21 protein-coding genes and 1 tRNA gene are annotated in these 23,596 nt (G+C 33.7%); 8 read left to right on the forward strand and 14 right to left on the reverse strand.

Annotated elements, in window-relative coordinates:
• Positions 1 to 13 precede the first annotated feature (13 nt).
• From ACKTST_RS12150 to ACKTST_RS12210, 13 genes are all read right to left on the reverse strand, one after another.
• Positions 14 to 2,308, reverse strand: a complete 2,295-nt coding sequence (locus ACKTST_RS12150) for a transglycosylase domain-containing protein (RefSeq protein WP_408048011.1) — start codon at positions 2,306 to 2,308, stop codon at positions 14 to 16.
• Entirely contained in the window at positions 2,308 to 2,793 is a 486-nt protein-coding gene (locus ACKTST_RS12155) for a gliding motility lipoprotein GldH (RefSeq protein WP_408048012.1), read from the reverse strand. Before ACKTST_RS12155 ends, ACKTST_RS12150 begins: the two co-directional genes overlap by 1 nt.
• On the reverse strand, positions 2,783 to 4,219 hold the full coding sequence (locus ACKTST_RS12160; protein ID WP_408048013.1) for a PSP1 domain-containing protein: 1,437 nt from the start codon (positions 4,217 to 4,219) through the stop codon (positions 2,783 to 2,785). The genes ACKTST_RS12155 and ACKTST_RS12160 overlap by 11 nt, the downstream gene beginning before the upstream one ends.
• Before the next feature lie 223 nt (positions 4,220 to 4,442).
• A complete protein-coding gene (locus tag ACKTST_RS12165; protein WP_408048014.1) occupies positions 4,443 to 6,134 on the reverse strand; it encodes a glutamine--tRNA ligase/YqeY domain fusion protein in 1,692 nt (563 codons plus the stop codon).
• A gap of 58 nt (positions 6,135 to 6,192) precedes the next feature.
• Positions 6,193 to 6,732 carry a PepSY-associated TM helix domain-containing protein gene (locus tag ACKTST_RS12170; RefSeq protein WP_408048015.1) on the reverse strand — a complete coding sequence of 180 codons (540 nt, stop codon included), beginning with the start codon at positions 6,730 to 6,732 and terminating at the stop codon, positions 6,193 to 6,195.
• 66 nt (positions 6,733 to 6,798) lie between these two features.
• On the reverse strand, positions 6,799 to 8,649 hold the full coding sequence (locus ACKTST_RS12175; protein WP_408048016.1) for a M1 family metallopeptidase: 1,851 nt from the start codon (positions 8,647 to 8,649) through the stop codon (positions 6,799 to 6,801).
• A 1-nt stretch (position 8,650) separates the two neighbouring features.
• On the reverse strand, positions 8,651 to 9,055 hold the full coding sequence (locus ACKTST_RS12180; RefSeq protein WP_408048017.1) for a hypothetical protein: 405 nt from the start codon (positions 9,053 to 9,055) through the stop codon (positions 8,651 to 8,653).
• A gap of 64 nt (positions 9,056 to 9,119) precedes the next feature.
• Complete coding sequence (locus ACKTST_RS12185) at positions 9,120 to 10,760, reverse strand: S8 family serine peptidase (protein WP_408048018.1); 1,641 nt, start codon at positions 10,758 to 10,760, stop codon at positions 9,120 to 9,122.
• A gap of 10 nt (positions 10,761 to 10,770) precedes the next feature.
• Complete coding sequence (locus ACKTST_RS12190; RefSeq protein WP_408048019.1) at positions 10,771 to 11,616, reverse strand: MBL fold metallo-hydrolase; 846 nt, start codon at positions 11,614 to 11,616, stop codon at positions 10,771 to 10,773.
• An 80-nt stretch (positions 11,617 to 11,696) separates the two neighbouring features.
• Positions 11,697 to 11,767: transfer RNA gene (locus tag ACKTST_RS12195), tRNA-Cys, on the reverse strand.
• Between the two features lie 56 nt (positions 11,768 to 11,823).
• Positions 11,824 to 12,186, reverse strand: a complete 363-nt coding sequence (folB, locus tag ACKTST_RS12200) for a dihydroneopterin aldolase (protein WP_408048020.1) — start codon at positions 12,184 to 12,186, stop codon at positions 11,824 to 11,826.
• 19 nt (positions 12,187 to 12,205) lie between these two features.
• Positions 12,206 to 12,418: a zinc ribbon domain-containing protein gene (locus ACKTST_RS12205; RefSeq protein WP_408048021.1), complete on the reverse strand. Its 213-nt coding sequence runs from the start codon at positions 12,416 to 12,418 to the stop codon at positions 12,206 to 12,208.
• A gap of 49 nt (positions 12,419 to 12,467) precedes the next feature.
• The gene (locus ACKTST_RS12210) at positions 12,468 to 15,287 is read right to left on the reverse strand and encodes a VPS10 domain-containing protein (protein WP_408048022.1); all 2,820 of its coding nucleotides are present in this window, start codon (positions 15,285 to 15,287) and stop codon (positions 12,468 to 12,470) included.
• A 134-nt stretch (positions 15,288 to 15,421) separates the two neighbouring features.
• On the opposite strand from ACKTST_RS12210, the gene ACKTST_RS12215 reads away from it, so the two are divergent.
• On the forward strand, positions 15,422 to 16,321 hold the full coding sequence (locus ACKTST_RS12215; protein ID WP_408048023.1) for an ATP-grasp domain-containing protein: 900 nt from the start codon (positions 15,422 to 15,424) through the stop codon (positions 16,319 to 16,321).
• Positions 16,291 to 17,253: a succinylglutamate desuccinylase/aspartoacylase family protein gene (locus tag ACKTST_RS12220; RefSeq protein ID WP_408048024.1), complete on the forward strand. Its 963-nt coding sequence runs from the start codon at positions 16,291 to 16,293 to the stop codon at positions 17,251 to 17,253. The genes ACKTST_RS12215 and ACKTST_RS12220 overlap by 31 nt, the downstream gene beginning before the upstream one ends.
• Here the strand turns inward: ACKTST_RS12220 and ACKTST_RS12225 are convergent.
• Positions 17,250 to 17,711 (reverse strand): nuclear transport factor 2 family protein, encoded by a 462-nt coding sequence (locus tag ACKTST_RS12225; RefSeq protein WP_408048025.1) that lies wholly within the window; start codon positions 17,709 to 17,711, stop codon positions 17,250 to 17,252. The genes ACKTST_RS12220 and ACKTST_RS12225 overlap by 4 nt on opposite strands.
• Positions 17,712 to 17,842: 131 nt before the next feature.
• Between ACKTST_RS12225 and ACKTST_RS12230 the strand changes: the two genes are divergently transcribed.
• The 6 genes from ACKTST_RS12230 (at position 17,843) to ACKTST_RS12255 (ending at position 23,580) form a co-directional block, all read left to right on the forward strand.
• Positions 17,843 to 18,097 (forward strand): hypothetical protein, encoded by a 255-nt coding sequence (locus tag ACKTST_RS12230; protein ID WP_408048026.1) that lies wholly within the window; start codon positions 17,843 to 17,845, stop codon positions 18,095 to 18,097.
• 129 nt (positions 18,098 to 18,226) lie between these two features.
• Entirely contained in the window at positions 18,227 to 19,549 is a 1,323-nt protein-coding gene (locus tag ACKTST_RS12235; RefSeq protein WP_408048027.1) for a DEAD/DEAH box helicase, read from the forward strand.
• 187 nt (positions 19,550 to 19,736) lie between these two features.
• Positions 19,737 to 20,516 carry a DUF4382 domain-containing protein gene (locus ACKTST_RS12240; protein WP_408048028.1) on the forward strand — a complete coding sequence of 260 codons (780 nt, stop codon included), beginning with the start codon at positions 19,737 to 19,739 and terminating at the stop codon, positions 20,514 to 20,516.
• A 76-nt stretch (positions 20,517 to 20,592) separates the two neighbouring features.
• Entirely contained in the window at positions 20,593 to 21,177 is a 585-nt protein-coding gene (locus tag ACKTST_RS12245; RefSeq protein ID WP_408048029.1) for a Crp/Fnr family transcriptional regulator, read from the forward strand.
• A gap of 74 nt (positions 21,178 to 21,251) precedes the next feature.
• A complete protein-coding gene (locus ACKTST_RS12250) occupies positions 21,252 to 22,544 on the forward strand; it encodes an aminopeptidase P family protein (RefSeq protein WP_408048030.1) in 1,293 nt (430 codons plus the stop codon).
• A gap of 85 nt (positions 22,545 to 22,629) precedes the next feature.
• Complete coding sequence (locus tag ACKTST_RS12255; RefSeq protein ID WP_408048031.1) at positions 22,630 to 23,580, forward strand: alpha/beta hydrolase family protein; 951 nt, start codon at positions 22,630 to 22,632, stop codon at positions 23,578 to 23,580.
• The last annotated feature ends 16 nt before the right edge of the window (positions 23,581 to 23,596 follow it).

Raw genomic sequence — 23,596 nt, forward strand, 5'->3', positions numbered from 1 at the left:
GTTGTTTGTTTTTTTAAAAATCAGTATCGTCAGGTTGTTCTTCTTTTTTTTCTTCACCTTCTTCAGGTGTTTCTACTTTAGAACAATCTATATTGATGCTTAAATTTTCTGGTTTTTCGAAATCTTCTTGACTGATGTTTAATGTTTTATCAGCATAACATTTTCTCATAAAAAGTGCCCAAGTAGGCAATGACATGGTTGCTCCTTGACCAAGACCAATACCATAGAAGTGCGTTGCACGATCTTCACCACCTGTCCAAACTCCAGTTGCTAAATTAGGAACGATTCCCATAAACCAACCATCTGATTGATTTTGAGTTGTACCTGTTTTACCCGCAATTGGATTGGTGAAATTGTAAGGAAAACCTGTAGTTGCTTCTTTTCTTGTAGTCCAATTTGAACGCAACCTCAGCCCAGATCCTGATTGTGTAACCCCTTTCATCAAATCAAGAATTACATATGAAGATTCTTCACTTAATACCTCTTTAGTTTTTGGCACAAACTCTTGTAAAACTGTTCCGTTTTTATCTTCAATTCGAGTAATCATGATTGGACTAACACGTAGTCCTTTGTTAGCAAAAGTAGCATATGCACCTACCATTTCCATTAATGATAAATCTACTGCTCCTAATGCTATTGATGGATTCGCTTCTATTTTTGTTTTTATTCCTGAAGATTCGGCTAATCTCGCAACGTTAATAGGTGATACTTTATCTATTAATTGTGCAGAAATAGTATTTAAAGAACCTGCTAAACCTTCTTTCAAACTTACCATGTTTCCATAGTTTGGACTTGTGTTTTCTGGTGTCCAATCTTCTGGCATTCCATATTTTTCTTTTGGAATTGTGTATAATGTATTTGGTAATTGGTCACAAGGCGACATTTTTAATTGATTGATTGCAGTTGCATACACAAAAGGTTTAAAGGTAGATCCTACCTGTCTTTTTTGTTGTTCTACCGCATCGTATTTAAAATACTTGTGATTGATACCCCCTACCCAAGCTTTAATATGTCCTGTTTGAGGCTCAATTGACACTAATCCAGAACGCAAAAAGTATTTATAATAACGTATTGAATCGTAAGGTGTCATAACCGTATCTCGTTCTCCTTTCCAAGAGAAAACACGCATATCAGTTTCTGTATTAAAAGATTTTTCTATTTCTTTTTCCGATTTACCTGCTGCTTTCAAACGCTTATAACGATCTGAATTTTGTTTAGCTCTTCTTATAATTCTATCAATATCTTCTTTGTCAATATCATAAAAAGGAGCTGTTTTGTTTTTCTTTTGTTCTTTATAAAAGAAGGATTGAAGATTCGCCATATGCTCTTCTAACGCTTCCTCTGCATATTGCTGCATTCGAGAATCTATGGTTGTATATACTTTTAATCCGTCTCGGTAAATATTGAATGGCTCTCCGTTTGGCTTAGGGTTGTTTTTTGCCCATTCTTTTAAAAATTGCTTTAAGTTTTCTCTAAAATATGTTGCTAATCCATCACTATGACTTTCTGGAGTAAAACTTATTTTTAAAGGAAGTTTTTGCAACGAGTCTTTTTCTTTTTCAGTAATAAATCCGTTTTTTTCCATTTGAGAAAACACTACATTTCTTCTTTGTAATGATTTGTCTTTAGAACGCTCTCTATGCGGATTATATTGACGCGGATTCTTCAACATCGCAACAATAATTGCAGCTTCCTGTAAATCTAAATCTTTTGGTTCTTTACCGAAATAAATACGAGCTGCTGAACGAATTCCTACCGCATTAAAGATAAAATCTTGCGTATTTAAATACATCGTCATGATTTCTTCTTTGGTATATTGACGTTCTAACTTTACAGCCACAACCCACTCTTTAAGTTTTTGAGAAAGACGTGTAAATATATTACTAGACCCTCCCTTATTGAACAAGTTTTTAGCTAACTGCTGAGTTATGGTACTAGCCCCACCTTTTCTTCCTAAGTTAGCTACCGCTCTTGCAGTTCCTCTAAAATCAATTCCTGAATGTTCGTAAAAACGTTCGTCTTCGGTAGCAACTAAAGCTTTAACTATATTTTGAGATAAATCTTTGTATTGAATTGGGGTTCTATTCGCGTTTACATAATACTTCCCTAATGTTTTTCCATCAGAAGAAATTACCTCAGTTGCTAAATCGCTTTTAGGGTTTTCTAATTCTTCAAACGTTGGTAACGCTCCGAAAGCGCCCCAAGAAGCTAATAAAAACAATAGACACACAAATAGGAAACCTCCTAAAATAATGCCCCAAAACCATTTAATGTACTTGCTAAAGTTTGTTGTTTTTTTCTCTGTCATTACTGTGTTTTTTCAATCCTAAACCCTACATGAGTAATCCCTTCAAGCTCTTCAATTCCTTCAATTTCTCCATTTTTTCGCATCGCTTGTCGAACTTTAAAAGTATATTCTCCAGTTGTTGGAAATGTTATATTTTCTTTATAAAAAAGTTTATTCTCTTTAATATCTGAAAACCCTTGTCCTAAAAATTTCCCTGTTACATCAGCCATGTCATACTCTAAGGTGTCAACAATTACTTGTCCGTCAGGAAAATTCATTTGAGTAATTAAAAAAAGATTACTGTATTCATAATCTTTATTATTTCTCAGGTTTATAAACAGGTGTTTTTTACCTATTGAATCATTAATAGGAAACGTAAATTGAATTGCATTTGTTTTATGCCAAGAACTATTTGGAAGTGCAATATATTCGTCAAAATCACTGTTTGATTTACACGATACAACTAGCATAGCTATAAAAAAAAGGAAAACAATTTTATTTCTCATTATTGGGATTGTTTTTTGAGTCGCTATTGTTTTTTCTGCGTTGGTTGTTGTTTTTCCTTCTAGGGTTTCTAGGTTTTTTATTTTGAGGTTGTGCTTGTTTTTCAGCTGCAGCTCCCTCATTTTTTGGATTTCTTTTTTTCTGATTGTTTTTTGGTCGCTGTTTTCTCTTATCAACCCTCTTGTTTTCTGTTTTTTGTCCTTCTTCAGTCTTCTGTACTTTACCTTGAGCTTTATTACCCTTTGGCTTTTGATTCGTAGTTACTTGAGCCTCTCTCTTCTTTACTGTTTTTCGACTTCTACTTCTGGTATTTCTTCGAGGTTTTTTTGGTGTATCAAAACGTGTTAAACTGTCTTGACCAACAACATTTTCAAAATCTATAGGAGTTTCTTCTGTAATTTCTAACTCATACTCTTCTAACGGTAAAGCAAGCTCATTATTTTTGTTGATTTCTATAATTTCTTGAACCTGATCTAACGATAATTTATACCACTTAAAACTTTCTTCCTTGTACGTATACCAAAGCAGTTTTTTAAAGATGTCCATTTTTACAAAAACAGCTTCTCCTTTTTCTGTTTGTAATACTTTATCTTGCTTCGGGAAACTTTGTAAAGCGTCTAAATACGTATCTAACTCATAGTTTAAACAACATTTTAGCTTTCCACATTGTCCTGCTAATTTTAACGGGTTTAGTGATAATTGCTGGTATCTCGCAGCAGCAGTATTTACCTTTCTAAAATCGGTTAACCATGTTGAACAACACAACTCTCGTCCGCAAGAACCCACACCTCCTAAACGAGCTGCTTCTTGACGCATACCAACCTGACGCATTTCTACTCTGATTGAAAAAGCGCTTGCTAAATCGCGAATTAACTGACGAAAATCTACACGATCATCAGCGGTATAATAAAAAGTAGCTTTGGTTCCATCTCCTTGATATTCAACATCTGAAAGTTTCATCTTTAAACCTAATCGGCTTATAATTTCTCTTCCCTTTCGTTGCGTTTCTAACTCTCTATCTCTGGCTTCTTGCCAAACATCGATGTCTTTTTGTGATGCTTTTCTGTAAATTTTCTTTACATCTTCACTTTCAGCTTCAATCTTTCTTTTTTTCATTTGAACTTTTACAAGTTCTCCTGCTAACGAAACTACTCCTACATCATGACCTGAAGATCCTTCTACAGCTACCACATCTCCCATTGAGAGGGTGATATTTTCTGGGTTTTTATAAAAGTGTTTACGTCCATTTTTGAAACGGACTTCAAAAATATTAAATGGAGCTTCACCAGTAGGTAAAGTCATATTCGATAACCAATCAAAAACGGCAAGTTTATTTCCACTTCCGCAGGTACCTGTTCCGCAATTTCCATTGCTTTTACAACCTTTAGGCACACCGTCTTTGTTAGTTGAGCAACTGCTACAACTCATACAATAGTATATTATTTGAAACGCTTTTTAAATCTGTCGTTTTTCACAGTATCAAAAAACATTTTTATTATTGAATTTCAATTAGATAAAATAAATTTATCTTGTTTTCCCTTAATCTGTAAAGATACATATTCTATCGAAAAGTGAAAATTGATTTTTAACTAAAAGAAAACCGCTGCTTTTAGATTAAAAGCAGCGGTTTTTATTCTTTTTTGAGGGCAAATTAGTTATTTTTCTTCGCCCAAGTATCACGTAATCCTACCGTTTTGTTAAACACTAAACTATTTGTAGTAGAATCATCATCAACATTAAAATATCCTAAACGTTGAAATTGGAAACGATCTCCAATATTTGCAGATTGCAAACTAGGCTCAACATAAGCAGTGATTTTCTCTAATGACGTTGGGTTTAAAAACTCCATAAAATCTTTGTCTTTATGACTATCTGGAGCTTCATCAGAAAACAGACGATCATAAACTCTAACCTCTGCATTTACAGCATGTTTTGTAGACACCCAATGAATCGTTCCTTTTACTTTTCGCTTACTTTCTTCTGTACCACTTCCTGATTTACTCAACGGATCGTATGTACAGTGAATCTCAGTAATGTTTCCGTTTTCATCTTTTACGCAAGATTCTCCTTTAATAATGTAGGCGTTCTTTAAACGCACTTCTTTTCCTAAGGTTAAACGGAAATATTTTTTATTTGCCTCTTCTTTAAAATCGTCTCTTTCAATAAATAATTCTTTTGAAAAAGGCACTTCTCTACTTCCTGAATTTTCATTCTCTGGATTGTTTTCAGCAATCAAAATTTCCTCTTCTCCTTCAGGGTAATTAGTAATTACTAACTTCACAGGATCTAACACAGCCATAACTCGGTTGGCTGTTTTGTTTAAATCTTCACGTATTTTAAACTCTAACAACGCTACATCAATCACGTTTTCACGCTTAGAAACTCCAACAGTTTCTACAAAATTTCTGATAGATGCTGGTGTATATCCTCTACGACGTAAACCAGAAATAGTTGGCATACGCGGATCGTCCCAACCAGAAACAATTCCTTCTTCTACCAACTTCATTAACTTACGTTTACTCATTACCGTATAACTTAAGTTTAAACGAGAAAACTCACGTTGTTTTGGTGGTAATGGATATGTTGATTGACTGTATTTATACACGTTATCTCTAAACCAATTGTAAAGCTCACGGTGAGGTTTAAACTCTAACGAACATAACGAGTGTGAAATTTGCTCTATATAATCGCTTTCACCATGCGTCCAATCATACATTGGGTAAATTACCCAATCGTTTCCAGTACGGTGGTGCGCCTTCTTTAAAACACGATACATAATAGGATCGCGCATTAACATGTTTGGTGAAGTCATATCAATCTTAGCACGTAAAACATGGGCGCCTTCATCAAACTCACCATTTTTCATACGTTCAAAAAGATCTAGATTTTCTTCAACACTTCTATCACGATAAGGTCCTGCAACACCTGGTTGTGTTGGCGTTCCTTTTTGTTCTGCCATAGCTTCTGATGATTGGCTATCTACATACGCTTTTCCATCTTTAATTAATTGAACTGCCCAATCGTATAATTGCTGGAAATAATCAGAAGAATAACATTCGTTTTCCCATTGATATCCTAACCAAGCTACATCGCGCTTAATAGCATCTACATACTCTTGTTCTTCTTTTGCTGGGTTGGTATCGTCGAAACGAAGATTTACAGGAGCGTTGTATTTTTCTCCTAGTCCAAAACTAATTCCGATAGCCTTCGTGTGTCCAATATGTAAATATCCATTTGGCTCTGGCGGAAAACGAAAACGTAAATTATCTTTCGGCATTCCGTTGGCTAAATCTTCTTCTATGATTTGCTCAATAAAGTTTAATGATTTCTTTTCTTCTGACATTTTCTCTTAAATTGAAGTGCAAAATTACGGAATTTAGTTGATGTATTAATCAAAGATATTAAGAGAACAACACTAAAAACAATAATGGAAATAACATACCTGCTACCGCCAATTTCCAGCCTCTTCCTTTAAATCCTTTTTTACCTAAAGGAATTAAAACTCCTGTGGTGGCAATTACCAACATTGCAATTCCAAAAATATCGGAATACCAAACCCAAAAGCTATTAGTTGATTTATGCAAATACATCGAATGCCCTACAATTGGAACTTTTCGTTTGTATTCTATAGTTCCCTCGCCTGTTTTAGCATCTGCATCTAAAATAATATTGTCTTTAAAATACACGCGAACTTTTCCGTTTCGTACCCTATGTCCGTCATATTTTCCAATTTCTTTGGTTTTTTCTGTAATGTACTCTTTGGTAAGTTCTTTTTCATCTGAAGGTATGGTTAACTCAAATGGTTTATTCTCATACGTATAATCCATAGGATACCAATCTTGACGGTGGTTTAAGATGATTCCTGAGAAAGAAAAGGCAATAATTAACCCCACATAAAAGTAAGCTAAATCTCTGTGTAAACTTCTGTTTGTTATTTTCATTTTCCTTTTAAAATAGAAAAGGTTGAAGAGATTTCTTCAACCTTTTGTTTGTTCTTTTGCTTCAGATTATTTTACTGAAAAAGTATTGTTTTCTGAATTAACATCAGCCATTAATTTAGATGGATCGATCTCTACAGACTTCACTTCTTTTGAAATTGAAAAGCTATAAGTTGGATGTGCAAACGTCCAATCTTCTAACTTGGTTGCAGAAGATTTTTTTTCTCCTCTCATCATACGTAACGGGATGTTAAATAGTTCTTTTGAACCATCAGCATACGTAACCTCAACATCTAATGGCATTGGCATTTTTCCAATACGTTCTAAGGTAACTTCTTTACCGTTTACAGATTTTATTCCGTAATCAATTGTATGCGTCGTTTGCGTCCACTCATTTAAATACCAATCTAAATGAATACCAGATACTTTTTCTGCAGTACGCTTAATATCATTTGGTATTGGATGCTTAAATGAAAAATCTTCAAAATACTTTTTTAAGGTTTTTGCCACATTTTCTGCTCCGATAATATATTCTAACTGAGATAAAAAGATATTTCCTTTCGAATAACTAGCCACACCATACGCTGTGTTTGTGTGGTATCTATCTGCGTGCGTAGATAATGGTTCTTCAATATTATTTTTTACAACATAGTTATATCCTCTATACGAACCTTCATGCGGATTTTCTTTTCCTTCTCCTAAAATTTCATTTTCTGCTTTGTTCGAGATATAAGTTGTAAAACCTTCATCCATCCATGGATGCTTGCTTTCATTAGTTGCCAATAAAAATTGAAACCACGTATGTGCCAATTCATGTGCCGTTACACCAAATAAACTTCCCCATTTACGTTTCCCAGTAATTAAAGTACACATTGCATACTCCATACCTCCATCACCACCTTGAATTACCGAGTATTGCTTGTAAGGATACTGACCAATATTAGCACTGAAGTATTCCATTAATTCAGCAGTTTTAGGTTGTAATTTCTTCCAGTTTTCAAAAAACACAGGCTCTAATGTTTTCTTGTACAGGAAGTGTAAATCGATTCCGTTATCCATTTTGTACGTATCATGAATATACTCAGGATCTGCTGCCCAAGTGAAATCATGTACATTTGGCGCAGTAAACTTCCAAGTTAATTTATTTCCTGAAGGTAAATTTAACTGCTCTCCTTTTTTCTCGTAACCATGACCTACTTCTTGCGGATTTTGTAAATACCCACTTCCTCCAACTACATAGTTTTTATCAATGTGAAGTGTCACCTCAAAATTACCCCAAACACCATGAAACTCTCTTCCGATGTATGGTGGTGTATGCCAACCTTCAAAATCATATTCAGCCATTTTTGGGTACCATTGTGTCATTGACAACGCCACTCCCTCTTTACTATCTCTACCCGAGCGACGGATTTGTTTTGGTACTTGTGCATCAAAAAGCATATCAAATGTTACACTTTCACCTGGTTGAATAGGTTGGTTTAAGGTTACCTCTAAAATAGTTCCAACTGTTTCATGACGAACTGCTGTTCCGTTTTGTTTTAAAGAGTTTACTTTGATATAACCAATTTCTGATGGTGATAAAGTACTAATTCTATCGCCTACTCTTCCGTCTGGATCTGCAATATTTCTTGAACGAATATCCATTTGAGAGTTTGGTTGAAACGCATTAAAGTATAAGTGATAAAATACTTTATCTAACACATCTGGTGAATTGTTAGTGTACACCAGTTTTTGGTTTCCTTTGTATTGATACGTTTTCACATCCATGTCAATATCCATCTTATAATCAACATGTTGTTGCCAATATCCGTTATTGTTTTGTACTGTTGCTTTAACAGGTTTTGTATTTGTAGTGCTTTTATTTACAGTAGCACACGAAATCATTGGTAGCAACAAAAGGCTAAAAATTATTTTCTTCATATTAAACTGATTTAATCCCCATAGAGGTTAGTGTCTTTTTTAGATTAGTTACTTCTTTTTCATTTTTTAAAATTGGAAGACTACGTCTTTTTCCGTTGACAAGTTTTAAAAAAATTCGCTCTCTTCCAAAAACAGTTCTAGTTTCAAGTCCTTCAATATTTTTAATCTGATATTTTGATTTCCAAGATCTTTTCACAAGAAAGAAAAGAATTACAATAACAGAAATCAACGCTAATAAAAACATGAGTATATAAAGGAACTCGTTATTTTGATAGCTCATCAAAAATAACTGTACTCCCATATTTATTCCATTAACTAACATTAAAACAATAATCAACCAAGTGTGAGTTGGCACTTCATCTTTAATGGTTAATTCTTTGCTGTTTTTGTTAAACTCTAACTGCATAAATGTTTATTAACAAAAAAAGAGCATCAAAAATAATGCTCTTTTTTATTTTTTATCTGGATGATTATTTTCTTCCGTTTACCATTCTATCAGCCATTCTAACTGCATTGTAAGCATTTACAACACGTCCTGAAACTGATAATTCTGAGAAAGGAACTAATTCTCCATTAGGGTTTTCTCTAGATTGAGATCCTGGTTTTACAACATTAAAATCAATCTTAGTACCTGAGTTCATTAAGATGTGCTTTACTTGACTAGCTGTTAACTCAGGATAGTAAGAACGTACTAAAGCTGCAACTCCTGCTGCTGCTGGAGAAGCCATAGATGTTCCATTAAACTTCTTGTATTCACCATCAGGTGTAGTTGAATATACTTGTACTCCAGGTGCAAATACATCTACATTCTTTTTACCATAATTAGAGAAGCCAGCTGGTAATTTTTCGTTATAATTAGCACTCATTGCACCAATCGTTAAGAAATTATCAGAAACCTCGTTTACTAAATCTGGAGCATCGTTAGGGAATGTTTTTTCTACATCGATATTTTTACCATCGTTACCCGCTGCATTTACGATTAATACGTCTTTTGACGCTGCATACTTAATTGCATCGTAAACCCACTCTTTGTTTGGAGAGAATCCTTTACCAAAACTTGTGTTGATTACTTTTGCCCCGTTATCAACAGCATAACGAATACCTAAAGCAACATCTTTATCGTACTCATCTCCGTCAGAAACTGAACGTACTGCCATAACTTTTACATTATTAGCAACACCATTCATACCTTTATCATTGTTACGCGTCGCCCCTACAATACCTGATACGTGTGAACCATGAGCTTCACCTTTTTCTGAGTGACCTGTGTTACCGTTTCCGTATCCTGGTTTGTCGTTGATATCATAAGCATTATCACCTACAACTGTACGGTAATCAGTCTTTAAGTTATCACCATCAATTGTTTTTTGAGCGTTTTCAACAAGCTTTCCTAATTCCTTCTTAGCTTCATCTAAAGATAATCCAAAACCATTCATTCTAGTTGCTGTTGCAATAGCAGCAGTTAATTTTTCATCTTGAGTGTTTATAGCTTCTATTTCTTTTTGAGAAAATTCTTCTTTACCAAAATATTTAGTTAAAGCTTCTTTAGCATCTTTTACAGCTGTTAAAAGGCCTTCATACCTTGTTTTATTCTTTTTAGCTCCTTCAATTTTTTCTGCTTGAAAAGCTTTCACCTCAGCTAATGTTTCAGCATCAGCAATAGAAGGATTCATTAAAATACGCTCATATTCTAAATGTTCTTTGTAAGAATCTCCTAAGAAGTTCCATCCGTTAATATCATCAACATACCCATTCTTGTCATTATCAATTCCGTCTCCTGCAACTTCTTTAGCGTTAACCCAAGCTACATCAACTAAATCTTCGTGTTTTAAATCGGTACCCGAATCAACTACACCTACCACAACTTGAACGTTCTTTTTTCCTTTTAAGAATTCGTAGGCTTTATTAACACTCATACCAGGAATGGTATCAGTTGCTAAGTCTAAATGTTGCCAATTTTCTTGTTCATAATCAGTTAACGCTCCTTTTTTTGCTGGAATATTAACTACTGTATTACTTCCTGCTGGTACAGGCATTTTGCTTACTGTTTTACAGCTAGCTAAGGTAGCTACTGCAATTGCCGAGTAAAATACGGGCTTTAAAACTCTCATAATCTCTATCTTAATTAAAAATATCTGTAAATTTAAATGTTTCTTTTAAACGAACTCCTTTTTCGGTATGTTTAACAGTTATTACCTCGTTATAAGCATCGTGCTCTAAAAACAGGTAAAATTCTTTATCGGCAGCTTCTTTTAAAAATGCTTCTTTTTCTTTTAGCGTAAGTAACGGACGTGTATCATACCCCATAACATACGGTAACGGAACATGTCCTGCAGTTGGCAGTAAATCTGCCATAAAAACTAAGGTTTTATCTTGATATTGAATTTTAGGCAGCATTTGTTTTTCGGTGTGTCCGTCTTTAAACAGCACATCAAAACCAACGTAATCTTTTGCGTTTAGATGTAAAAAATTCAACTGTCCGCTTTCTTCAATTGGTAAAATGTTTTCTTTTAGAAAAGAAGCTTTTTCTCGTGCATTCGGATGTACTGCCCAATCCCAATGACGTTGGTTACTCCAAAAACGTGCGTTTTTGAAAGCTGGCTCATATCCTGTTCTATCTTTATTCCATTGAATGGCACCGCCACAATGATCGAAATGCAAATGTGTTAAAAACACATCCGTAATATCATCTCTGTGGAATCCGTACTTTGCTAATGATGCATCTAGAGAAAAATCTCCATATAAATAATAATATCCGAAAAACTTGTCAGATTGTTTGTTTCCAATTCCAGTATCGATTAATGTTAATCGATCACCGTCTTCAATTAACATACAACGCATGCTCATGGAAATCATGTTTTTCTCATCAGCAGGGTTTGTTTTTTCCCAAATCGATTTTGGAACCACGCCAAACATGGCACCTCCATCTAATTTAAAATTACCTGTTTCTATCGGATAAATTCGCATAACGACAAAGATGCAGAATTTTAACGAAACTTTTTGTTAAGAAAAACAAAAAAGCACATCTAATAGATGTGCTTTTTTTGAGGTGTCGAGCGGATTCGAACCGCTGTAGATGGTGTTGCAGACCACTGCCTAGCCACTCGGCCACGACACCTTAAACCAATTAAGGACTGCAAATTTACAGTTTTTATCGTTTTTTACAAGCTTTTTTTAATTTTTACGCACTTCTTTTAAAACAATTACAACTTCTTCAACATTACCGCCAATTGGTGGGTTTATTTTAGCTACGCTAACTTCCGCTTCTTCAATAAGTTGTATTTCTTTAAACATTCTATCTAAAATTCTTTGTGCAACATGTTCTAATAATTTAGAACGAATCGCCATCTCTTCTTTTACAATATGATTAAGATGAACATAATCTACCGTATCCACTAATTCATCAGTTGTTGCTGATTTTGACAAATCTGCTTTTACCTCAACATCAACTCGGTATTCTGAACCTATTTTAGCTTCTTCTTCTAAACATCCGTGGTTGGTAAATAGACGGATGTTGTTTACACGTATAATTCCCATAAAAGCAAAGATACCAATGTTAACTAGTAAAGAAATCAAAAATATTACTTAAAGCACTTGTGCTTGCTTTGTAAAACTCGGTATAACTACATCTTTGGCAAGTTACACTGGTAAACTTTTTGTTTTGAACATCAAAAATTTTAGAAAATGTTCCGCCTGTAGCGCGCATTTCACTTACATCATAAGTGTGGTTGTTGCATTTAGGACAAGTATAGTTTAATGGTTTGTTCATTTTTTTGCTTTTATTTTATTAGTGTGTTAAAAGTTAAAAATGTTACAAACTACTTAACTTCAAAAGTTTGTTTTTTACCATTAATTTCAACAGTGTATTTTCCTTTTAACAAATAATATTTGTCATTTTTTGCTTTTTTAAGCTCTGCATCTTTCTGTTTTTTTAAATAGTTTTTTCTTCCTTTTTCAGAAAAAGAAACATCATAAACCACTTCGTTAAATCCTTTTGATGTTGGTGTTTTAAATGAATTTACGATTACATCTTCAAAATAAACGTTTACAGTAACTTCTCCATTCGAATTTACATAAAAAGGAATGGTAACTTCTGGTGTATTTGGCTCTAACCATTTGCTCCAAGAACTTCCCCAAGAATTACGTTTTTTTATGTTTTTAATTGTAAAAATTGCTTCTTCATTTTTATATTCTTGCAGCGGTGCTATGTTAGCTTTGTATAAACTACGACCGTGCGTTCCCACCAATAAATGTTTTGCTTTCGGTTGAATAACTAAATCGTGAACAGCTACGTTTGGCAAGCCTTTTTTAAACGATTGCCATTCTATACCGTTATCAAAAGAAACATACAAACCATTATCAGTTCCTACATACAAAATAGTGTCTTTTTCTGGATCTTCTTTTATCACATTTACAGATGATGTAGGTAAGTTATTACTGATGTTTCTCCATGTTTTCCCGTAATCGTCAGACATGAAAACATACGGAGTAAAATCGTCCCAACGATACCCATTTAAGGTTACATATACGCGTTCTTTTTTGTGTTTTGAAGCAATTACACGACTTACCCATAAATCTTTTGGAAAACTATTTGAAATTAGTTCCCAACTTCCTCCTCCGTTTATAGATACATGAACCAACCCGTCATCAGAACCCACGTATAATAACCCGAATTGAAAAGGACTTTCAGATATTGTAGTTAAGGTTCCGTAAGCAACATTTCCTTTTTTTCCTCCTTGTGTTAAATCGTTAGAAATGGTTTCCCAATCATCTCCTTGATTTAACGAGCGATGTAATTTATTACCTCCTAAATACAAAATATCTTGATTGTGTTTTGACAACTGAATAGGTGTTTGCCAATTGAAACGATACGGAGCTTCGCCTAAGTTATGTTTCGGTTGGATGTATTTATTACTACCTGATTTTCTATCAATTTTATAGTAATTTCCAAACTGATATCCTGTATATACAATATTCGGATTTCTATCGTCAACTGCAACTTGCATTCCATCACCTCCCATAATACTTTCGTATGGATTTTTTCCTGATTGATGCCACGCTTTATTCATTTTTGCGTTATGATTTCCTACCCAAACACCGTTGTCTTGCAATCCTCCGTAAACATTATAATTTTCTTGATTATCGGCATACACCGTATAAAACTGCCCCACTGCTGGTTGGTTTAATTTAATCCAACTTTCTCCATCATCATAAGAAATGTTTAAACCTCCGTCGTTTCCATTTACTAAATGACCTTGTTTTTTAGGGTTTACCCACAATGCTTGATGGTCAGCATGTACATTTTCTTTACTGATAGATGTAAAAGTTTTTCCGCCATCTTTCGATTTTAAAATAGGAACTCCCAATACATAAATGGCATTTTTATCTTGAGAATCTACGCGCACTTCACCAAAATAATATCCGTAAGAATAATATAAATCATCTAAATAACCTTCGTGTGTTTTCTTCCACGATTTTCCACCATTATCCGTTCTAAAAACTTCTGCACCTACCACAGGCGTATCAAACAACATCGCATTGGCGTCTTCTAAATACTTAGCTAAATCGATTGGTTTTACCGAACCTGAACGCACCATCTGCTTTACATTTTCTGCTCGGTATTTTTCTTGAAATCCGTTTGTTTTTAAATATGAATTCAGTTTTTTGTCTTTCAAATTTAAAAACTCGCTGACCGACATGGTTTTAAAATCCTCTTTGGTTAAAGAGTTTGAGTCCTCTTTTTTATCCTCATCTTTTTTTCTTCGGAATTGACTATCGTGAAACGCATACACCGTGTTTTCATCAAAAACAGCCAATCCGATTCTACCTACTCCATCTCCATTCGGAAACCCGTTGTTATCAGAAATTTTTGTCCACGTAGTTCCAGCATCTGTCGATTTATAAATAGCTGAATTTTTTCCGTCTCCATCAAAATTCCACGCTTTTCTATCGCGTTCCCAAGCTGCTGCATACAAAACACTAAAATTATTCGGAGCGTGTTGTACATCGATAATTCCTGTACTTTCATTAATAAACAAGGTTTTATTCCAGGTTTTTCCTCCATCAGTAGTTTTAAAAATACCTCTTTCGGTATTTGGAGAATATAAATGACCGATTACTCCTATTACTACCTCATCAGGGTTGTTCGGATTGATTAGAATTCTACCGATATGATGCGAATCGTGCAACCCAACATTACTCCAAGTTTTTCCTTTATCGGTTGATTTTAAAATTCCGATACCTGCATACGACGAGCGTGAAGAATTATTTTCGCCAGTACCCACCCAAATCGTTCCGCTTTTCCAATCTACAGCGATATCACCTACATTTTGAGTTGGAGAAGTATCTAATATTGGTGTAAAAGTAGTTCCGTTGTTGTTGGTGTACCATACTCCACCAGAAGCATACCCAACATAAAACTCGGTGGTGTTCTCTGGATTTACGTCAACATCAACAACACGACCACTCATCACAGTTGGCCCAATGTTTTCAAAAGGAATATTTTTAACTATTGAGGTCTTAGTTAATTGTTCTTTTTGTTCTAATGATTTTTTTATGATTTCTGCTGATGTTGCTGGTTGCTGTGCAAAAAGTGAAAGTGTTCCTGTTAAAAAGACTGCACAAAATAATTGCTTCATGTTAGTTAGTGTTTGGAAGTGATGAAGTTACTACTTAACATTGGTTCTTCAAAAAAATTAACACAAAAGTCAATAGCTACTCTATTTTATAAATATAAAGAGTAGATTTGTATGAGTACAATTTAATTTTGGCTATGAATATTTTTATTCTTTCTGTGGCTGACTATATATTTTCTACCCAAAGAATTTATAAAGAAGCGAAACGACGTGGACACAATGTTAAAATTGTAAACCATTTAAAATGCTCTATAAAACTTACCAACGGAACTGCTGAGATTATTTACGAGGGAAGAAATATTAGTAACGATGCTGATGTTATTATTCCGCGTATAGGAACATCGGCTACAAAACACGGAGCAGAAGTTGTAAAACAGTTTGAGTTGAATGGTGTATATTCTACAGCGAGTGCTTCAGGAGTTTTAATTGCACAGAACAAGGCACAAACGTTACAAATTGTAAACCAGCAAAAGATTCCGATTCCCAACACCGTATTCTCTGTAAATCCAGAAAACATTGAAGAGCAAATAGCGTTACTTGGAGGCGCTCCTATTATTATAAAACTACAAGAAGGTACCCATGGTTCAGGAGTAATTTTAGCAGAAAGTAAAAAGTCAGCAAAATCAATTATTGATACGATGTATAGTACCCATACACGAATTTTACTTCAGGAGTTTATACAAGAAAGTAACGGAGAAGATATTCGAGCTTTTGTAGTTGGTGATAAAGTAGTTTCTGCCATGAAAAGAAAAGGTGTTGAAGACGATTTTCGTTCTAATATTCATCAAGGAGGAAGTGGTTCAAAAGTGAAGTTAACTCCAGAAGAAGAAACTATGGCGATTAATGCAGCCAACTATTTAGGACTTACCGTTGCTGGGGTTGATTTAATACGATCTGACCGAGGGTCTTTATTAATAGAAGTAAACTCTACCCCGGGTTTACAAGGAATTGAAGCATACACCAAAGACAATATAGCAAAAGAGATTGTAAAATTTTTAGATAACACATGTTTACATCAGGATTTAAAAACGAAATAGTAGAAATTAGAGGCGAAAAAATTGGTTTAGGCGAATCTAAACTAATTACAATTCCAGTTGATAGATTGCCTACTGGAACTCTTATTGAAATTCCTGTATATGTTTTTAATGGGGAAGAATTAGGCCCTACTATTTTGCTGCAAGGTGGGTTACACGGAGACGAAGTAAACAGTGTAGAACTCGTACGCCGAATGTTAATTGATAAATCTTACAAAATTCATCGGGGTTGCGTAATTGTAGTTCCGCTATTGAATGTTTTCGGGTTCTTAAATCTATCAAGAGATATGCACGGAAAAGATGTAAATCGTAGTTTTCCGGGTTCTTTAACTGGTTCGTTAGCGAGTAGAATGGCGTATTATTTAATAGAAGAACTTACTAAAAATGTAGATTTTGCTATCGATTTTCATACAGGAGGTGCGCAACGAAGTAATTTTCCTCAAATACGTTATACTCCTGAAGATACAAGAGGTTATGAACTTGCTAAATTATTCAACGCGCCTTTTATTTTTGAATCTAAACTCATTGCGAAGTCTTTTAGAAACGAATGTTACAAAAACAATATTCCTGTTATTGTATATGAAGGGGGCGAATCGTTACGCTTAAATGAACATGCAATTCAAGAAGGAATTAACGGAACATTACGCGTTTTAAAACATTTTAAAATGATTAACGACAATGTTTATACCCCTCACAACTCAACATCTATTCAAGTTAACAAACGCAACTGGATTCGCGCTAAAGTTGCTGGTTTGTTCAATTCGGTAGTTCAGAATGGTGCAAAAGTTAAAAAAGGTCAAGTTTTAGGGCATATTATGGATACTTATGGAGAAACTAATTTTGCTATTAAATCACCTTCTGACGGCTATATTATTGCAAAAAACAACTTTCCAATAGTAAATATGGGAGATGCTTTATTTCACTTCGGAAGCTAATTTTTATCCCTTGTAGAAAATTTAGGTTCAGATTGCCATACAATATTAATAATCTTCCAACCATCATTTGTATGAACCATATTTAGGTAATCTATTCCCCAAATTGCGGTAACTTTTGCTACAGCAATTTTATCGCAAACATCTAAAACATCAACTTTATGAATACTTGTTTCATTGGCTCTATCTCCTTTTGCATTCCATCTTTTTGCTAAACTAATCAACCTTTCAAAAGGCATTTCAGATGCATCTGCATATTCATTCTTCTTCTTATTAAACCACCATCCAACTTTTCTAAGTTTAGGGTGCACACTTTTGTATGCTAAAGTTGTATCAACCTTGTAAAAGGTGTCTATATAATTGTTAGCAGCTTCGGTAACTTTTTTTACTGCTATTTCTTGCTCTTGGGAAGAAACTGTTATTGAAAATAAAATAGATAAAATTAGTATTGCTGACCTCATAATATTTGACTTTTATCAAAATTACACATTTAATTTACTGATTGTGTTAATTTTATCTTAAACAGAAATTTGGTTCATTAATTATTTTTCACTTTCTTTAGTACCTATTAACTATTCAAAAATCAAAAATTATGGAATTAATTATTAGCTTATTAAGCGGTGCTGTTGGTGGTAACCTTGCAGGTGCTTTATTAAAAAAGTTTTCATTAGGTACACTATGGAATTCTGTTGTAGGAATTTTAGGTGGTGGGCTTGGTGCCCAATTATTAGGAATGTTAGATATTGATATTTCTGGTATTATCGGAAACATTGCTGGTAGTGGTGTTGGTGGAGCTGTTTTAATGGTAATTGTAGGGCTTATTAAGAGTGCAATGGGAAAAAGCTAATCAAAATAAAACTTTAAAAAAAGACGCTTTAATAAGGCGTATTTTTTTTATAGACGAAGCCAAATAAATAGCTGTACCTTTGCTGGCTCATAGTAGTATCTTATCTAATATACTACTGAAGAATTATATATGACATTTACATCGTTAGGTTTATCAAAAGCTTTAGTGAAAGCTGTAACCGAAAAAGGATATGATAAACCCTCTCCTATCCAAGAAAAAGCTATTCCTGTTATTTTAGAAGGCAAAGACGTTTTAGCATCTGCACAAACCGGAACAGGTAAAACCGCTGGGTTTACCTTACCTATTTTACAAAATATTTCTGAAAAAAAGAACCCAAAATATCGCCCTATTAAGGCATTAGTTCTAACACCTACAAGAGAGTTAGCGGCACAGGTATATGATAATGTACGTGAATACAGTACGCATTTAAATATTAAATCTACTGCTATTTTTGGTGGAGTAAAACCTAGTTCTCAAATAGCAACTCTTAAAAACGGAATTGATGTTTTAGTGGCTACTCCTGGTAGGTTGATAGATTTACACGAACAAAATCAACTTTCTTTAAAACGTGTAGATGTTTTAGTTTTAGACGAAGCTGACAGGATGCTAGACATGGGGTTTTTACGAGATATAAAAAAAATCATCTCATTTTTACCATCAAAACGTCAAAACTTATTGTTTTCAGCTACTTTTTCTAAAGAAATAAAAAAATTAGCGCAAGGTATTTTACACAATCCTGTGATGGTTGAAGCTGCTCCTGAAAATACGACCGCTGAAAAAGTAAATCAAAAGTTATACAAAGTTCCGAAAAGCAAGAAAACTGAACTAGTTGGTCAATTAATTTCAAAAGGAAATTGGAGTCAAGTCTTAATTTTTACTAGAACTAAACATGGTGCTAATAGATTGACTGAAAAACTAGTTAAACGAGGGATTTCTGCCGCAGCTATTCACGGAAACAAAAGCCAAGGAGCAAGAACCAAAGCCTTAAAAGGGTTTAAAGACAATTCTATTCGAGTATTGGTAGCCACTGATATTGCTGCACGTGGATTAGACATTCCATTATTACCACACGTTATTAATTTTGAATTACCTAATGTACCTGAAGATTATGTACACCGAATTGGTAGAACAGGAAGAGCTGGTGCTAGCGGAGAAGCCATTTCTTTAGTAGCTCAAGAAGAGGAAGCATATTTAAAAAGTATCGAAAAGTTATTAGGACAAAAAATAATTGTTTCTCAGTTAGAAGGTTTTGATTTATCTAACATAAAAGATGAAATTAAAACTGAACGACAAAAGCAACAACCTAGAAATAAACCAGCTAAAAAAACGTTTAAAGCGTCTTCTGATCCAAAGAAAAAAACAAAAAAGACCTCAGCAGAAAGCTCAAAAAAACATACTCCTAGAAAGCGAAACAACCGTAATAGAAGAAATAATAATAAGACATCTCAATAACCAAATTTAACTTGCTAGTTGTTAGACACAACAACGCTTTATCAATTAAACAATACAATATTTAGGTATAAAACTTGTTATAGTTAGTGTATAAAAAAATAATATTATCTGAGTTAATTTAAATTTTTATTGAGTTAAACTCTAATGAATTGTTTTTTAACCTTTGTATTACAAAAAACCAATAATTATGAAAAAACATGTTTTATTACTTGCTGCTTTTGCAGCGTTATTTGTCAATTTTATTAGTTGTTCTAATGATGATCCTAAAACATCCCAAGTTGAAGTTCGCTTGGTAGATGCTCCTGGTGATTATGATGCTGTTAACGTCGACATTCAAGATGTAATGATTAACAGAAATGATGGCGATAATGGTTGGCAAAGTATCGGTAATGTTACTCCTAATGTATACAACTTATTAGAGTTGATTGGAGGAATTGACGCTTTGTTAGTAGATTCAGAAGTTCCTTCAGGAAAAATAAGTCAAATCCGTTTAGTTTTAGGAGACAACAATTCGGTTGTTGTTAATGGAGAAACATTCCCTTTAGCAACCCCTAGCGCACAACAATCTGGATTAAAGTTAAACGTACACCAAGATTTAGTAGGTGGTGTAAAATACACGTTTATTTTAGATTTTATGGTTGATAAGTCTATCGTAGTAGAAGGCAACGGTGATTATAGCTTAAAACCAACGATTAGAGTTATTACAGAAGCAACTTCTGGTGCAATTTCAGGAATGGTAAATCCTTTTGATTATCAAGTAGAAGTTAGCGCAGTAACTGGCGCAGAAGAACCTATTGTTACCTTAACCAATGAAGAAGGTAAATTTATGTTACACGGAGTTCCTGCTGGTACTTACAGTGTAACTTTTACTCCTGATGAAGCTTCAGGATTGTCACCAAAAACGGTAGAAGGTGTGGTATCAGTTTTAGGAGAAAACACTAATATGGGAACCGTTGAGTTAGAATAACAAATCCATAAGAATTTATTAAAAAGGATGCTTTAAAAGCATCCTTTTTTTATTTTTACCTGTATTTATTTCTACAATGGAAGCTTCAAAAAATATATTAACACAACACATACAAAACATTGTAAATGATAAAACCCTTAACGGTTTTATTCCTGAAATTATTGATTGTTTTCATGAATTTTCTTTGTTAAAAAACGAATTTTTTGTTCAAGAAGGTGAAATTTGTCCTTATTTCTGTTTTATCGAAAGCGGGATTTTACAACATTCCATTTTAGCTTCCGGAGAAGAAAAAACGACTTACTTAGCCTTAAAAAACAGTTTTACTTCTTCCTTAAAAAGTTATTTACAACAAACTTCTTCTCCTAAAAATATAAAAGCATTAAGTGCTTGTAAACTTTGGGTAATTAATGTGAATAATTTTAAGTCTTTATTAAAAAACAACAAAGCTTTTCATCAGTTTTATTACAATTTAATTGAAAATCAGATTTTTTTAATTGACGATTATCGTATTGATTTACTCACTTTATCTCCCGAAGAACGCTACACAAAATTACTTGTTAACGAACCTGAACTACTTCAAGAAGTACCATTACACTATTTAGCTTCATTTTTAGGAATTTCTACACGACATATGAGTAGAATTCGAAAAAATATAAAATAGCGCCAAATGGCTAATATTTGCAAAGTTTGTTTCCGTATTTTTGAAAAGCAGATTAATTCTAAAATCGAATTCAAATGAAATACCACGCAATAAACAGCCAATTATTTATAAAAAACCGTAAGAATTTTATGGCTCAAATGAAGCCAAATAGTTTAGCGATCTTTAACTCTAACGATATATATCCTGTAAGTGCCGATAGTACTTTACCTTTTGAACAACACCGCGATATTTTCTTTTTAAGTGGAGTAGATCAAGAAGAAAGTATACTAGTTGTTTTTCCAGACTGCCCAAAAGAAAATTTACGTGAAGTATTATTTTTACGTGAAACTAACGAACATATTGCTGTTTGGGAAGGTGAAAAGTTAACGAAAGAAAAAGCGTTTGAAACTAGCGGAATTAAAAACGTACATTGGTTACAAGATTTAGAAAAAGTGTTAGCGGAAATGATGGCTTTAGCCGATACTGTTTATGTTAATACTAATGAACACTATCGTGCTAGTGTTGAAACCGAAACGCGTGAAGCTCGTTTTACAAAATGGTTATTAAACAAATATCCTGCACATTCGGTTGCGAAAAGCAATCCTATTTTACAACGTTTACGTTCGGTTAAAGATCAAGTTGAAATCGATTTAATTCAAACTGCTTGTGATATTACTGAAAAAGGATTTAGACGTGTGCTAGATTTTGTAAAACCAGGTGTTTGGGAATATGAAATTGAAGCAGAGTTCATACACGAGTTTATTAGAAATCGTTCAAAAAAATTCGCTTACACTCCAATTATTGCCTCAGGTAACAACGCTAACGTATTACACTATATTGAGAACAATCAGCAATGTAAAGCAGGTGATTTATTGTTGATGGATGTTGGCGCTGAATATGCAAACTACTCTTCAGATATGACTCGTACCATTCCTGTTTCAGGGCGTTTTTCTGACAGGCAAAAAGCGGTGTATAATGCTGTAAACCGTGTTAAAAATGATGCAACAAAAATGTTAGTTCCTGGAACTCTTTGGGCAGATTACCATGTTGAAGTCGGTAAACTAATGACGTCAGAATTATTAGGATTAGGATTATTAGACAAAGCTGATGTACAGAATGAAGATCCTAATTGGCCAGCATACAAGAAATACTTTATGCATGGTACTTCTCACCATATGGGATTAGACACACATGATTACGGGCTGTTACACGAACCAATGCAAGCAAACATGGTGTTTACCGTAGAACCGGGTATTTATATTCCAGATGAAGGATTTGGTATTCGTTTAGAAGATGATGTAGTTATTCAAGAGAAGGGTGATCCTTTCAACTTAATGCGTAACATACCTATTGAAGCAGACGAGATTGAAGATATTATGAATAAGTAAAATATTTGTTAAAAGCCTTTCTAATATAGTATTAGAAAGGCTTTTTTTGTTTTATATAAATGTTTACTATTTTAAAACATCCTACATGCGACTTTTAAAAATATTGCTATTCCTTTTCTTCTTATCTTCGATTCAAGCCCAAGAAAAATTATTACTAAAAAAAGAACTTATTTCTGATTGGTCTAAATTCCCAATTTATAATAGGCTTACTTCAAACGAACCCAAACCAAACTATATAGACAGTGTTAATGTTTATGCTATAACATATTTAAGTGATGGATTAAAGGTTAATGGGTTTTTAGTTAAACCAAAAAAAGACGGAAAATATCCCTGTATTATTTATAATAGAGGTGGCAACAGAGAATTTGGTTCTTTAAAGCCTGTAACTGGACTTTTTAAACTTGGTAAAATTGCTAAAGAAGGCTACGTTATTATTGCTAGTCAATATAGAGGAAACGGTGGTAGTGAAGGACAAGAAGAGTTTGGTGGTAAGGAGGTAAATGACATTCTTGTTTTAACTGACGTTTTAAAAGAAATTAAAAATGCCGACATCAACAAAATTGGAATGTATGGCTGGAGTAGAGGTGGAATAATGACCTATATAGCTTTAACAAAAACAACTAAAATAAAAGCTGCTGTTGTAGGTGGGGCTGTATCTGATTTACATTTAACAATAAAAAATCGACCTATAATGGAAGAAAAAGTTATTGCTGAATTAATCCCTAATTATGAAAACAACAAAAAAGAAGAGTTAAATAAACGATCAGCTATAAAATGGGTAGATAAATTCCCTAAAAATGTTCCGATTTTAATGCTTCATGGAAATTCAGATTGGCGAGTGAAACCAGAACATAGTCTTAAACTTGCTCTTGAATTTGAAAAACATAGAATTCCTTATAGATTAATTATGTTTGAAGGAGGAGATCACGGTATAAAAGAGCACAAAAATGAAGTCGATTATCAGATAATAAATTGGTTTAACAAATATCTAAAAAACAACCAATCACTACCAAACATGCAATACCACGGTAAATAAAAAACTCCCACAAATT

The organism is Tenacibaculum crassostreae (assembly GCF_964512405.1).
GTDB classification, from domain to species: Bacteria; Bacteroidota; Bacteroidia; order Flavobacteriales; family Flavobacteriaceae; genus Polaribacter; species Polaribacter crassostreae.

Bases quoted from the DNA above. Each gene is read 5' to 3' on its own strand.
- ACKTST_RS12150 (WP_408048011.1), bottom strand. From the start codon at position 2,308: ATGACAGAGAAAAAAACAACAAACTTTAGCAAGTACATTAAATGGTTT.
- ACKTST_RS12155 (WP_408048012.1), bottom strand. From the start codon at position 2,793: ATGAGAAATAAAATTGTTTTCCTTTTTTTTATAGCTATGCTAGTTGTA.
- ACKTST_RS12160 (WP_408048013.1), bottom strand. From the start codon at position 4,219: ATGAGTTGTAGCAGTTGCTCAACTAACAAAGACGGTGTGCCTAAAGGT.
- ACKTST_RS12165 (WP_408048014.1), bottom strand. From the start codon at position 6,134: ATGTCAGAAGAAAAGAAATCATTAAACTTTATTGAGCAAATCATAGAA.
- ACKTST_RS12170 (WP_408048015.1), bottom strand. From the start codon at position 6,732: ATGAAAATAACAAACAGAAGTTTACACAGAGATTTAGCTTACTTTTAT.
- ACKTST_RS12175 (WP_408048016.1), bottom strand. From the start codon at position 8,649: ATGAAGAAAATAATTTTTAGCCTTTTGTTGCTACCAATGATTTCGTGT.
- ACKTST_RS12180 (WP_408048017.1), bottom strand. From the start codon at position 9,055: ATGCAGTTAGAGTTTAACAAAAACAGCAAAGAATTAACCATTAAAGAT.
- ACKTST_RS12185 (WP_408048018.1), bottom strand. From the start codon at position 10,760: ATGAGAGTTTTAAAGCCCGTATTTTACTCGGCAATTGCAGTAGCTACC.
- ACKTST_RS12190 (WP_408048019.1), bottom strand. From the start codon at position 11,616: ATGCGAATTTATCCGATAGAAACAGGTAATTTTAAATTAGATGGAGGT.
- folB (WP_408048020.1), bottom strand. From the start codon at position 12,186: ATGGGAATTATACGTGTAAACAACATCCGTCTATTTACCAACCACGGA.
- ACKTST_RS12205 (WP_408048021.1), bottom strand. From the start codon at position 12,418: ATGAACAAACCATTAAACTATACTTGTCCTAAATGCAACAACCACACT.
- ACKTST_RS12210 (WP_408048022.1), bottom strand. From the start codon at position 15,287: ATGAAGCAATTATTTTGTGCAGTCTTTTTAACAGGAACACTTTCACTT.
- ACKTST_RS12215 (WP_408048023.1), top strand. From the start codon at position 15,422: ATGAATATTTTTATTCTTTCTGTGGCTGACTATATATTTTCTACCCAA.
- ACKTST_RS12220 (WP_408048024.1), top strand. From the start codon at position 16,291: ATGTTTACATCAGGATTTAAAAACGAAATAGTAGAAATTAGAGGCGAA.
- ACKTST_RS12225 (WP_408048025.1), bottom strand. From the start codon at position 17,711: ATGAGGTCAGCAATACTAATTTTATCTATTTTATTTTCAATAACAGTT.
- ACKTST_RS12230 (WP_408048026.1), top strand. From the start codon at position 17,843: ATGGAATTAATTATTAGCTTATTAAGCGGTGCTGTTGGTGGTAACCTT.
- ACKTST_RS12235 (WP_408048027.1), top strand. From the start codon at position 18,227: ATGACATTTACATCGTTAGGTTTATCAAAAGCTTTAGTGAAAGCTGTA.
- ACKTST_RS12240 (WP_408048028.1), top strand. From the start codon at position 19,737: ATGAAAAAACATGTTTTATTACTTGCTGCTTTTGCAGCGTTATTTGTC.
- ACKTST_RS12245 (WP_408048029.1), top strand. From the start codon at position 20,593: ATGGAAGCTTCAAAAAATATATTAACACAACACATACAAAACATTGTA.
- ACKTST_RS12250 (WP_408048030.1), top strand. From the start codon at position 21,252: ATGAAATACCACGCAATAAACAGCCAATTATTTATAAAAAACCGTAAG.
- ACKTST_RS12255 (WP_408048031.1), top strand. From the start codon at position 22,630: ATGCGACTTTTAAAAATATTGCTATTCCTTTTCTTCTTATCTTCGATT.